Origin of the sequence: Rhizobium sp. NLR10b (assembly GCF_019685435.1) — a bacterium.
Classification (GTDB): domain Bacteria; phylum Pseudomonadota; class Alphaproteobacteria; order Rhizobiales; family Rhizobiaceae; genus Rhizobium.
This window is the reverse complement of record NZ_JABDWV010000004.1, coordinates 49885-62916: the sequence shown is the minus strand read 5'-3', so window position 1 is coordinate 62916 and position 13032 is coordinate 49885. Positions and strand designations below refer to the sequence as shown.

Below are 13032 nucleotides of genomic sequence, written 5' to 3'. Positions count from 1 at the left end.
ACCGCCGGCGCAGCTTGAGAACCGGCGCAGCTTGTGAGACCTCGCTTTCGCCGAGGCTTGTGTGGGGTCGCTTTGCCGAAGCTTCCTCACCGCTGCTGAGCCGACGCGTCGCGGCACCACCTCGCCTCCGCGCTGGCGGACAAATACATCCCGCCACCACCTCTCGTCCGCGCCGGCTTGTGCGTGCCGGCACCACCTCTCCTCCGTCATCCCAGGGCTTGACCCTGGGATCCATGAGGCTGGCGCTGAACAGCAATGGCCACCCACCGCAGAGAAATTGAAGCCGCGTGCCCGGTCGTGGATCCCAGGGTCAAGCCCTGGGATGACGGAGAGTGGGGTTGGCGTCCTCGCCAAACGCCGATGACCGGCTCCCGGAGGGATTCCAGCGAGACCAGTGCCGCAGCGGTTCAACTCGCCGGCGCCGTTTCCCGCTTCCTCAGCCCGAGACCGAGAACCAGCGGCACGGCGAGCGCATAGACGGCGACGACCGACAGCCAGATGGCGCCCGGCCATGCCTGCCGGACGAGGAAATAGATGCTGGAAAAGCCGAGCGGCGCCACGATCGAGGCGAGGCTGACGGCCGAGGCCAGCACGCCCTGGAACTGGCCTTGGCTGTTTTCATCCACCTGCCGGGTGGCGAGAGACTGCAGCGCCGGCACGCCGATGCCGCCGAGCGCGAAGACCGGCATGATCGCGAAAATCATCCAGCCGCGCTCGGCAAGGGCCATGACGAAAAGTGCGATGGCGGCGCCGGCGACGCCGGTCAGGATTGCCCCGCGTTCGCCGAGCAGTTTGACCGCCGGCCCCGGCAGGAGGGCCTGGGCCAGCGTCTGGCAGATGCCGAAGGCGCCGAGCGACAGGCCGACCCAAAGCCCGTTCCACCGGAAGGCGTCGCTGCCCCAGAGCGCCCAGCAGGTGCCGTAGGCCTCGCCGGTGGCGCTGAAGATGAAAAAGAGGATGACAACCGGCAGCCGGCTCCTGACCGCCAGCACCGAGCGCAGCGGCCGGAGCGGATTGATGTCCGCAAGATCGATCCTCGCGCGGCTGCCCCGGCGCGATTCCGGCAGGATGAAGCAGGCGAGCAGCAGGTTGGCGCCGTTGAGTGCGGCGGCTGCGATGAAGGGCAGCCGCAGCCAGTGATCGCCGAGCACGCCGCCGAGGACCGGGCCGATGATGAAGCCGAGGCCGAACATGGCGTTGAACAGGCCGAACCGGCGGGCGCGTTTTTCCTCCGGCGAGATGTCGGTGATATAGGCGGTGGCCACCGAGACGTTGGCGCTCGTCAGCCCCGCGACCGCCCGGCCGATGAAGAGCAGCAGCAGGTTGGGCGCGAGCGCCAGGAACAGGTAGTTGACGGCTGCACCGGCAAGCGAAAGCAGCAGCACCGGCCGCCGGCCGAGCCGGTCGCTCAGCGCCCCGAGCACCGGCGCGAAAATGAACTGCATCACCGCGTAAAGCGCGGTCATAGCGCCGATATAGGGGGCGACGTCGCCACTGTGGGTGATGTCCTGGAGCAGCGACGGCAGGATGGGGAAGATGAGCCCGATGCCGATGGCATCGAGGACAATGGCGGTAAAGATGACGATAAGGGATCTGGTCATGGGTGCGTTCCACGGTCGACGCAAGCCGGGAGGCTCGCCAGCGCTTCCCTGATTTCGTTCAAATCACGGAATTGCGTCGCGACGCCGAGGGCTCACGATGAGGCCTGATCTCGTCAGGCGTTGGTTTCAGGGAGTGCTGGCCGAACCATGGCTGAAGCGCATGGCCGGCGTGTGCTCGACCGCCTGGACGACCCATTCGTCCACCTGTTTACTCCGCCACTGAGCGGATCAAGGGAGGCAGTCGCTTTTCGCGACGGGCAAGACATACGCCGGATGGTTGCGTGCGGCAAGCCCGTTTTTGTGCGGGGATGGTTGCGGCTGTGATGCTTTGTGGCGCCGCGCTCACGGTTCGCTTCGCGCCCTGACGAGGCTTTTGGTCCCCGGCACGACCTCTCCTCCTCCATCCCGGGCACCACCTCTCCTCCGTCATCCCAGGGCTTGACCCTGGGATCCATGCGGCTGGGACGAGGTGGATCGGGGCAAAGAAATAGCAGTCCGCGCGTCCTTGGTTGTGGATCCCAGGGTCAAGCCCTGGGACGACGGAGAGTGTGGTTGGCTTTGTTGCCAGACGCACCGGCGATGCAGCTCGCGGCACCACGTCTGCCCCTCCATCCGCAGCACCACTTCTCCTCCGTCATCCCAGTACCGCCGATCTCCAGGCAGGAAAGCGCGTCGCGTCCCCCCGCCCATCGCGCCATCATCAACGATACGACCCCGATGACGCGTTTCGCCTGTCGTTCGGCGCAGATGAGGTTGTCTCGGCGGAACAGTCGCTTCACCATGAAGGCAACTTCAGCTCCGCAAACAGACAGGCAGGCCATGACAGATATCGCGCAGATGCAGGAACAGCGATTGAGCGCCCTTCGACAGACCGCGTCGGGCGCGCCGAAGCTGCCGTCCAACCCGTTCTTCGGCGTCGGGCCGATCACCGATGCGACGACCGATGAAGTCGATAGCCGCCTGCGGCGCATCGCCTTCGACGCCTGGATCGAAAAGACCTATCGCAAGTTCGACGATCGGGGCAACGATATCGGCGGCTTCACCACGGCCGAGATTTCCCGCAGCATGCATCGCGGCTATCCGGCCGACAAGATCCTGACCGACATGATGCGGGCGATCCATCGCTATTTCGGTTTCCCGAAGGTCAACCGCATGGCGGTCGGGCTCGGTGGCGGCCATAGCGGCTTCACCGTCTGCATCCAGCACCTGATGAATGCCAACGACGCTTCCCAGCGCGTCTATGTCGATACGCCGCGGCCGGAGAGCGATCCGTCGAAGGCCGCCGGCTTCTTCCGCCAGTCCTGGGCGACACAGCTGATCGAGATGCAGCGTTTCGCCGAAAAGGGCTGCGAGAGCCGCATTCATTTCGCCGCCTCCGAAGGCGTGATCCCCACGGCGGGCGAACTTGCCGACCTCGGCGTGTCGATCTTCGTCGGCGTCGGCCACGAGACGACGGGGGCCAATGCCTATACCAGCGGCGAGATCCGCGAGCTCTTGAGCTGGCTCGACGGCGACCCGGCCAACCGCCATGCGGTGTTCGACGCCACCTCGATGCTCGGCGCCATGCCGTGGGAGCCGGAACTGGTCAGCGCCGTGATGGCGAAATGCTGCCTGTTCATGCCGTTCCAGAAGGCGATCGGCGGCATCTCGGGCTATTTCGTCGCCTCCTTCACGCCGCATGCGCTGGCGCTGATCGAGAAGAACCAGCAGGATCCGGCCTGGGCGATCCCGCGCCAGCTGAAGATCGCCCCGCCGATCGATCCGCGCCAGCCGTTTTCGGCCAAGCGCTCCGTCGATGCCGGCCCATTCTACGATGCGGCTGAAGACCGCATGCTCGGCGGCGTCATCAACACCTACAGCGCGCTCGCCTTTGCCGAGACCACTTTCGGCCTGCTGCAGTCGGAGGCCCGGGTCGGTTCCGTCGTCGAGCTCAACCGCCGCTCCGCCGCCAATCGCGCCGTCATCGACGAATGGGTCAAGTCGCATCCGCTGCTGTCCTTGACCGTCACCGATGCCGAACGGCGCGGGGCGGCGGTGACGCTGCTGAAGGTCGAGGACGCTGATATCACCGATCCCGCCATCCACGCCCGCATCATCGCCCGTTCCAAGCAGCTGCTCGGCTATGAGGGCATCACCCATCCGAACGGCGAATACGAGCCCGGCCTCGACGCGGCCCGCTACGTCAACGCCTTCCCCGGCACGCCGGGCGATTACCGCGCCTGGGTCGGCGGCATCCGCGAACCGGACGATGTCGTCGCGCTGCTTGATAATCTGCAATACGCCTATCTCAGAGCCAAGATCGTCGTGCTCGAGGAGGAGCTGGCAAGGAACGGCGTCACCTTCGAAGCGCCCGTCAAGGCCGATGGCGCCGTGCGCAAGGACGATCCGCACCGCGCTTATACCGTGCTGATCGCCGATCTGGTGGGCTTACGCTTCGGCGCCGACGGCGAGCCTGATTATAGCGAGGTCAAGGCCTATATCGAGGGGAAGGGCGGCAGCTTCCATCTCGGCCCGCTCGGTGATCGCGCCAGCCTCGAAAAGGGCCGCATCCATTTCTTCTATCAGCCGAACCTCAGCACCGAGGCGGAGATCCTGCCGCAGACCGACAAGGGCCAGTACGACGCGCTGATTGCGGCGGCGACCTTCATTCCCAAGGCCTCGGTCTTTCCGCTCGGCGGCGTGCGCATCGGCGCCGGCACCGGCAATATGGGCTCGGCCTCCTGGGGCGGCGGCAATGGCGAGGGCGGCACTGCGGCCCTGATGAACACGCCCGGCATCAACAGCCGGGCGACCGCCCAGATGGTGATGAAGGCGATCCTGAAGGTCGTTCCCGACCTGCCGGTCGACCGGCTGCACCGGATGGTCGCCGGCGGCGATTTCGATACCGGCCGCCAGCTCAAGGATTTTCCGACGGCAAAGCTCGAGGGCCGCAAGCTCGCCGTTCTCGGCTACGGCAATATCGGCCGTGAAGTCGCCAAGCTCGCCAAGGCCTTCGGCATGAAAGTGGCGATCTATGCCCGCGAGCATCACAGGCGCTGGATCGAGGCGGAAGGCTTCGACTATGCCGCAAGCCCGGTCGAAGCCGCAAGCGGCGCCGATGTGCTCTCCGTCCATATCGGCCTCGGCCGCCTGGACGCATCGACCGGCATCTATTCCAATGCCGGCACCGTCGATGCGCAGGTGCTCTCCGCCATGAAGTACGGCGCGGTGCTGGTCAATTACGACCGCGGCGAAGTCGTCGATGCCGAGGCGCTCGACGCGGCCCTGTCGTCGGGCAAGATTGCCCATGCGGCGATCGACGCCGACCTCTTCCGGGACGCGGCGACCGGCACGCTGAGCGGCCCGATGCTGCCTTACCTGCCGCTCGAGGAGCGCCACAAGGGCAAGCTGGAACTCCTGCCGCACGCCGCCGCCGACACCGACCACCCCTCACGGGTGACCGGCGCCAGGCAGGCGGTCGACCAGATCTTCGACGTCATCCGGTTTAAAACAGTCGTCAATCTCAAGGGCGACCTGCCGGAGGGTTACGTCTCCGGCGGCAGCCGCACGCCGGCCGGCATCGGCAAGGTGACGAAGCAGGTGGTCGCGGAGGCCGGCGGCAAGGCCGCACTTCTGGAAGAGCTGCGCCAGACCTCGGAAAAGATCGCCGCCGTCACCGGCGCGCTGTCCGCCGTCTCCGACCCGGCACACCGCGCGCGGATCGTCGCGCGTTACACCGGCCTTCTGGTCGAAAATGCCGACCGGCAGCGGGCGCTTCTCGATGAGCTCGGCCTCTACGGGCCGGCGGAGGGGTGAGATCCATCGACGCGGATAAGGGGGCCACACGGCACAGGCTGACCTCATCGTTCGCTCCGTGACAACGGGCGCGAACCCGCTGGCCTGAAACGATCTCCAACTGCCATTCATGCGGATGCTTCGAGGCAGAACTTGTGGATCCCAAACGAAAACAGGCGGCACTCGGGGCCGCCTGTCCTCACATGCCGGACGAAGCGTCCGTTATTTCTGTTCGGGCGCCAGGAACTCGGCGCAATAGGACGGGCCGTTGACGCCCGGGATGTCGGCGACGGTGCGGATGTCGCGGATCGTGTAGTCGGAATTGGTGGTGATTTCGGCCTGGCAGCGCAGATAGGCGGTGCGGGCGGCGGAAATCTGCTTGCCGCGCTTGCCGTCGGCGCCCTCGGCATATTTCGCCGGAATGCGCACGGTCTTGTAGCCGCCGCGCCAGGTATAGATGGTGCTCGCACCTTCCTCGCGATCGCTGATCGGCGGCCCGTAGGCGGCAAAGAAGATGCCGGCCGATTTGCCGACCCAGCGGGCCTCGATCGGATTGCCGGCGGAAGGTATGGTCGTGCATCCGGCAAGCGCAATGGCAATCCCGGCCGCGGTAATGGTGCGGAGTTTCATCGTGTCGTCCCTGATCTCTAGCGCAATGGCTGCGAAGCCGCCGTCGCGACGGTTTCGCCTGTCCCGCCGAGCCCTTTAGCGCGGAACCCGGCAAAAGAAAATTGCCCCTTTTGCACTTCCGTTCGATTTGCTTGCGGTGTGTCTTTTTGCAAGCAGCGGCCTCTTCCGGCCGCTGTCATCAACCCGTCAAAAAATCCCTCGGCTTTTTGAAATTTGGTGCTTGTGCAACCAGATAGGCTGTTCTATAGAAGCGCCGCTGGTCACGGAGTGTAGCGCAGTCTGGTAGCGCACCACGTTCGGGACGTGGGGGTCGAGTGTTCGAATCACTCCACTCCGACCAGCCGAAAAGCCCGCGAAAGCGGGCTTTTTTCTTATTGCTAATATGCCTTGCGATCCGCCATCATGACAGCCACCCCGGACTTAGCATTTGATTCCGCTCTGGGGCGGTAGAATTGCTATTGATCTTTTGCAGCCAAGGCTTTTGTCGTCGGGGGCATGCGGATCGCGATCATGGGCTGGGCCCGGGCGCTATCGGCGGCTATCCTGGCACGATGGCCGCGGGTGGGCATGTCTCGTGGCGGCTTCTTGCGCACTCCAGGGAAGAACCATTGCTATTCCTCGCCGGCGGTGGCTTCTGAGTCGAGAGCGGCGTCGCTTTATTAACACAACCACCGTCAGACGCACATTGCGATTGACACCCTGTAACGGGAGAGCCTGAACCTCGCAGGAGCCGCGCTCACGACCATCACTATCCTCGTTCAGGCAGTATTTTTGTCGCGGCATCGATGGAGCGAATTCGGGCGTCCGCTCAAAGGTGGTAGGGCCGATCTCAGGGAACATCACGAATTGCCCGAATGTCTGAAACGCCGCCGCGGCGATTGCCCCCGGCTGGTAGGAGGCGCTCATCGCCTTGATGGCAGGGTTCGCCCGTGACGACGAGAAATGATCGCCGGCCGACTGGTTCGAGGCTACCGTCACGGCGGTCGCGATCCGAGGCTCTGGTTTGATGTCCTGGTGGCGATCACGCTTGCTGACGTAGGACGCCATAAGAAAAGGCATATCATGTCCGTCCGAGCGGGCGCGGCCTACATACTGGACCCGAACATAGGCCGTGCCATGGTGCTTCAGGTCCAGCAAATCTGCTGCCTTGCTGGAAAGGTCGATGATGCGGCCCCTATGGTAGGGACCGCGATCGTTAACACGCACGATGAGCGACGAACCGTTTTCAAGATTGGTCACCCTCACGTAGCTGGGCAAAGGGAGGGTGGGATGCGCGGCGGAAAGGTGATGCCTGTCGTAAACTTCGCCATTTGCAGTCAAGCGACCATGAAACGCTGAGCCGTACCAGGAAGCGACACCATTCCTGTCGTAACTCGGGTCCTCCTTCGGTGAGTAAAGTTTGCCTTTCACCAGGGCTTGCCGACGGTATAACGGCCACCACCCTTGCGAATATTCCTGCCGTGGGCGGGTGGCGGGCTCGCCGTCACACCGTAAACCTTCTCGGAAACATATCCTTTGCTGCGATACGTGTTCGGTGTTTGTGTGGTCGTACAGGCACAGCATGCGCAGACCGCCATGATCGCCAGCCATCGCAAGCCCTTTGCAGCACTTACATCAATAGCCATCCGTTCATCGTTGACAACAGTCTTCCGTGTATCCGCGCCATGCGTCGATACAAACGCTCCTGCCGGCCGCGTACTCGAAGTTTGCTACGCGTGTGGTCGAGAGCCAGGCGGAATAGCAGCCCAAGCGCACTTCGATGCGCTATTGCCTTCTGGGATTGTGCCGTCATTCGCTCCATCCCTGAGATAATTGTGAAAGCTGGCCTGAGGGCAATAGTTCCATGGGGACACGCGATTTTACGCCGTACTTTGCCGGGGCCGGGGTTGCTACCTCAGGCACCGAGTGGTCGCCGAGCGGCATTGGATATCGACCACTATCCAATTGCCGGGAGCAAACACGCGCCTGAAGTCTGCTGTCGCCCTAAGCGGTCATTCCTGAACCCAACGATACAGGCCCGCAAGCCGCCACCTGCTGCTACATATCAGCATTGCATAATAAGAAATATGCGTTTGCCTAAGATGCGAGCATAAGGCGCCTAGCTGATGCACAGGAGAGTCGTTGTTTGGATTGGGTCCCTATAGTCTTCGTTACGTTCAAGGTTCTCGCGTTAGGCATAGCCATGTTCTTCGCCATCAAGTGGCATTACGATCAAGGCGAGAAGGGGGATCGGCGAGCGGTACTGCGCACAGGCGTCGCGATGGCCGCAGTCTTCGTGCTAGCGCTCCTGGTCGTGGGGCTCGTCGCCTTCGTCCTTAGCAGGATGCTCGGTTTGGACCTGAGCTTCCCCTGATGGCATCATTGATGTCCCAAGCCCCGCAGGGGCTCCGGAGAGCCGACCACTCTTCGGTGTCATTGGTCACAAGGGAGGTCGCTCGCGGTCGCCGGATGAGAATTTGATAAAGCGGCGTGCGCACCACGACCGTCAGGGCCGTTTTCCTTGGTCGATCCACCTCCAGGAGCCGTCCGCATGATATTCGAGAACGGCATCATAAGCGGCGCGCGGAGCGTCCGCTTCCGCGAAGTTGATGCATGCGATTTTCCGGTCCGCGAGAAGCTTCAGGATTTCGGCCAGAAGCTCGTGGCCGAAGATGGTGTCGGCTTTTTCCACAACGACATAGGATGGAGCCGTGATCAGCACGCTGGCAATCGCAATCAGCTGTTGCTCGCGCGGTGACAATAGTGTCGACCAGTCCTGATCCTCGTCGAGGTCAGTGGAGGTCAGGGGGCGGGCAAGACCGAGCCTCTTGAGCAGGCCAAGGATCTCGTCATCCGGCTCTTCCGTCGGGCGCTCCGTCGGCACCAAAATCTGGCGCAACGTTCCGGGAGCGAAATAGGAGCGCTGGGCGATGAAGCGCATATGCTCGCGCGGCGGGCGGCGGACGCGTCCGGTTCCGCAGGCGCCAATTCCCGCAGTGACCCGGAACAACGCCGTGCCCGCAGCTTCGCCCTCTCCCGCGACGATCAATCGCGTGTCGATTGGGACGACCATCGACAGGTTCTTCAGCAGTATCTCTTGTGTCGGCGACGTCAGCGTAAGCTGTTCATAGGCGAGCTTGCCTTCGGTTTCGTAAACGTCCACGTCTGTTGTTGACGCTTCGCCAGCTTCCTCGATTGCTTCCAAAAGCGAACTGATGCGCGCTACGACCGTCGCAAAGTTCGAGATCGAATTGAACTGTCTGACAATGAACGAGAATGCGCCGACCAGCATCGCAAACGCTGCGGCCGACTGGGTGATCACACCGAATTCCATGTCGCCGCGGAAGAAGGCTGGCGCAATGATGACGACCGGTATGATCTGTATCATCCAGTTGTAGCCGGTGGTGAAGTAGCCGACGTTGCGATTGACGACGATGATGCGTCTGAAGTTCGCCGCGAGTGCATCGAACTGTCTCAACAGCAGGTTTGCGTGGCGTTGCTCTTCTCCCGCGATCACGATCGACTCTGCGTTCTCCCGCACGCGGATGAGACTGGACCGGAAGGCTGCTTCGCCGTCGAGCTGATCATGGTTGAGGTTGATCAAGGGGCGGCCCAGCACGATTGTCATGTAGGATCCGAAGGCCGCGTAAACGACAGCCGCAATAAAAAGCAGCGGACTGATCAGCCACAGCACGCTGGAAAAGGTCAGGATCGTCAGCGCGCTGTTGAGGAGCATCAGCACGAAGGAAAGCGTGGTGATCGTGAAGGCCTTGATGTCCTCGGCAATTCGCTGGTCGGGGTGCGAGAGCTTGCCTCGCACCCCGACCCGGTAGAAGGTGCCGTCGCTCATATAGAAGCCGATCGCGCGGCGGGTGAGGAACTCTCGCCAGAGCAATGCCAGTCTTTCCTCGGCGAGCCGCGCTATGACCGCAACGATCGTCGAAGCGGCGAATGCGCCAGTATAGAGGATCGCCTGACGGATGAATTCGGCAGTTTGCTTTTCGGCGATTGCCGTCATGAAGTATCGGCCGACGTAGCTGTTGACGACATTCAGAGCGCTGATGCCGCCAAAAAGGGCGACCAGGGCGACGAGAAGGAGCCTGGCTCGCCTGCCGACATCCGAGGTCATGAATATCTTGACCGCGCGGACGAATCTTCTGGCCGTCAACTTGAGCGGAACAGGTTGCTGGCTCATGCTCGCCTCCGCAAGTTTGTGCCTGCAGAAGTATAACCTGAAAAGCAGTCGACGAAGAACGGGCCCGGGATTGGTAAAAACACGTAGTGGCCATTCCTAATGTTCCAGGTTCCCTCCGGGGTGTAGGGTCTTCGCAGGGGCGGATCATGAAAGCGCCAGCCATGCTGCCAGCCAAGGTTTCCGGCGCATTGACGCGGCCAGGATCAATCGTCTCGGGAATTGTGTGCCTGGGAATTGCGTGGAGAAGTCGCCGCTTGCCTTGCAAGCTGGCGATCTTATTTGGCGCAATGTGCCTTTGAGGAGCTGTCGGGGAGGCAGGGCTTCATGTGTGACGGCTGCAGGCATGCAGAGGCGAAGACAAGTCGCTAGGAGGCTGATGATGGCCAATGCCGCTCTTTTAATAAACGACAATCAGACGACAACCGCACCACTCGGAGCCGAGGAACTCCGCTTGATGGACGCCTACTGGCGGGCGTCGAACTATCTCTCTGTCGGGCAGATCTATCTTCTCGACAATCCGCTGCTCAAGGAGCCGCTGAAACGCGAGCACATCAAGCCGCGGCTGCTCGGACACTGGGGAACCTCGCCCGGCCTGAACATGCTCTATGTGCACTGGAATCGCGTGATCAAGCGCGATGACCTGAACATGATCTATATCATCGGCCCCGGCCATGGCGGACCCTCGCTGGTCGCGCATGCCTATCTTGAGGGTACTTATAGCGAGTTCTATCCAAATATCGGCCAGGACGCCGAAGGCATGCAGCGACTGTTCAAACAGTTCAGTTTTCCCGGAGGCATTCCGAGCCACGTCGCTCCCGAAACGCCCGGAAGCATCCACGAGGGTGGAGAACTGGGCTATGCCCTGAGCCACGCCTATGGTGCTGCCTTCGACAACCCGGATCTGATCGTCGCCTGCGTCGTGGGCGATGGGGAGGCGGAAACCGGCCCGCTGGCGACGGGATGGCAGGGCAACAAATTTCTCAATCCTGCCCGCGACGGCTGCGTGCTGCCGATCCTGCACCTCAATGGCTACAAGATCGCCAATCCCTGCTTCCTTGCCCGCATTCCCGAGGAAGAACTGAGGAAGTTCTTCGAAGGGATGGGATATGCGCCCCTCTTCGTGGGAGGGCGTGAGCCAGACAGGGTGCAGCAGCAACTTGCCGCAGCGATGGATACCGCTGTCGCGGAGATCAAGAGAATCTGGTCAGAGGCCCGCGACAAGGGCAACCTCAAGCGGCCGGCCTGGCCGATGATCGTCTTCCGCACACCCAAGGGCTGGACTTGCCCGGGCGAAATCGACGGCAAGAAATGCGAGGACTACTGGCGGTCGCACCAGGTCCCGATGGGCGAGATGGGCAAGCAGGAGCACATCGAGATCCTTCAGCAGTGGATGAAGTCGTACAAGCCGGAAGAGCTTTTCGACGGCGACGGCAAGCTGCGCGCCGAAATTGCCGCGCTCGCCCCGGCCGGAAAACGCCGGATGAGCGACAACCCGCATGCAAACGGCGGCCTGCTGCTGCGTGACCTGAAGATGCCCGATTTCCGCGACTACGCCGTGTCGGTGACGAGCGCCGGGGCGACAACCGCCGAATCCGCCAGGGTCATGGGCAAGTTCCTGCGCGACGTCATGAAGCTGAACCTGAACAACAAGAACTTCCGGCTGTTCAGCCCCGACGAAAACAATTCCAACCGCTGGCAGGACGTACTCGAGGTCACCGATCGCTGCTACATGGCCGAGATCTATCCCGAGGACGATCACCTCTCGCCCGACGGCCGGGTGATGGAAGTGTTGAGCGAGCATCAGTGCCAAGGCTGGCTGGAAGGCTACCTGCTGACGGGCCGCCACGGCTTCTTCTCCTGCTACGAGGCGTTCATTCACATCATCGACTCGATGTTCAACCAGCACGCCAAATGGTTGAAGATCTGCAACCACATTCCGTGGCGGCGGCCGATCGGGTCGCTCAACTACTTCCTGAGCTCGCACGTCTGGCGCCAGGACCACAACGGCTTCAGCCACCAGGATCCGGGCTTCATCGACCATGTGGTCAACAAGAAGGCGGAGGTGATCCGCGTCTACCTGCCGGCGGACGCGAACACGCTGCTTTCCGTCACCGACCATTGCCTGCGCAGCCGCGACTACGTGAACGTCGTCGTTGCCGGCAAGCAGCCAGCGCCGCAATGGCTGACGATGGATGAGGCGATCAAGCATTGCGCTGAAGGCCTCGGCATCTGGGAATGGGCCAGCAGCGACAAGGGCAGCGAGCCGGACGTCGTGATGGCGTGCTGCGGCGACGTGCCGACGCTTGAGACGCTGGCTGCGGTGCAGTTGATCCGGGAGCACCTGCCCGAACTGAAGGTGCGCGTCATCAACGTCGTCAACCTCATGAAGCTGCAGCCGTCGAGCGAGCACCCGCACGGACTTTCCGATCGGGATTTCGACGCGCTCTTCACCAAGGACAAGCCGATCATTTTCGCGTTCCATGGATATCCCTGGCTGATCCACCGGCTGACCTACCGGCGCACCAATCATGGCAATCTGCACGTGCGCGGATACAAGGAGGAGGGGACGACAACAACACCCTTCGACATGGTCGTCCTCAACGAACTCGATCGCTTCCACCTTGTCGAGGACGTTATCGATCGACTGCCGCAACTCGGCGCTCGCGCCGCCTACTTCAAGCAGGCAATCCGCGAGAAGCTGATCGAGCACCGTCAGTATATCGAGAAGCATGGCGACGACATGCCTGAGATCAGCGGTTGGAAGTGGGGCGTCAAGAGCACGGTTCGCGTGAAGGGGGCTACTTCCACTGAGGGTGACAACGCATAGATGCCATGGGCCGGTGCCCGCTTCGA

Annotated in this window: 6 protein-coding genes, 1 tRNA gene and 1 pseudogene; 4 read left to right on the top strand and 4 right to left on the bottom strand. The window is 62.4% G+C overall.

Annotated elements, in window-relative coordinates; genetic code table 11:
• Nucleotides 1-407: 407 nt before the first annotated feature.
• Complete coding sequence (locus tag HJB91_RS07395; protein WP_221154133.1) at nucleotides 408-1601, bottom strand: TCR/Tet family MFS transporter; 1194 nt, start codon at nucleotides 1599-1601, stop codon at nucleotides 408-410.
• 819 nt (nucleotides 1602-2420) lie between these two features.
• Between HJB91_RS07395 and HJB91_RS07390 the strand changes: the two genes are divergently transcribed.
• Nucleotides 2421-5396 (top strand): NAD(P)-dependent oxidoreductase, encoded by a 2976-nt coding sequence (locus tag HJB91_RS07390; RefSeq protein ID WP_221124271.1) that lies wholly within the window; start codon nucleotides 2421-2423, stop codon nucleotides 5394-5396.
• Nucleotides 5397-5597: 201 nt separating this feature from the next.
• Here the strand turns inward: HJB91_RS07390 and HJB91_RS07385 are convergent, their stop codons facing one another.
• A complete protein-coding gene (locus HJB91_RS07385; RefSeq protein ID WP_210628863.1) occupies nucleotides 5598-6005 on the bottom strand; it encodes a hypothetical protein in 408 nt (135 codons plus the stop codon).
• Nucleotides 6006-6268: 263 nt separating this feature from the next.
• Between HJB91_RS07385 and HJB91_RS07380 the strand changes: the two genes are divergently transcribed.
• Nucleotides 6269-6345, top strand: a tRNA-Pro gene (locus tag HJB91_RS07380).
• Between the two features lie 464 nt (nucleotides 6346-6809).
• On the opposite strand, the pseudogene HJB91_RS07375 reads toward HJB91_RS07380, so the two are convergent.
• Nucleotides 6810-7630 (bottom strand): annotated as a pseudogene (locus HJB91_RS07375) (septal ring lytic transglycosylase RlpA family protein); the annotation flags it as partial.
• A gap of 557 nt (nucleotides 7631-8187) precedes the next feature.
• Here HJB91_RS07375 and HJB91_RS07370 point away from each other — a divergent pair.
• The gene (locus HJB91_RS07370; RefSeq protein ID WP_259669248.1) at nucleotides 8188-8358 is read left to right on the top strand and encodes a hypothetical protein; all 171 of its coding nucleotides are present in this window, start codon (nucleotides 8188-8190) and stop codon (nucleotides 8356-8358) included.
• Nucleotides 8359-8490: 132 nt separating this feature from the next.
• On the opposite strand, the gene HJB91_RS07365 is transcribed toward HJB91_RS07370, so the two are convergent.
• Entirely contained in the window at nucleotides 8491-10179 is a 1689-nt protein-coding gene (locus tag HJB91_RS07365; protein ID WP_210628861.1) for an ABC transporter ATP-binding protein/permease, read from the bottom strand.
• A 376-nt stretch (nucleotides 10180-10555) separates the two neighbouring features.
• Between HJB91_RS07365 and HJB91_RS07360 the strand changes: the two genes are divergently transcribed.
• Nucleotides 10556-13006 carry a phosphoketolase family protein gene (locus tag HJB91_RS07360; RefSeq protein ID WP_221154121.1) on the top strand — a complete coding sequence of 817 codons (2451 nt, stop codon included), beginning with the start codon at nucleotides 10556-10558 and terminating at the stop codon, nucleotides 13004-13006.
• Nucleotides 13007-13032 lie beyond the last annotated feature (26 nt).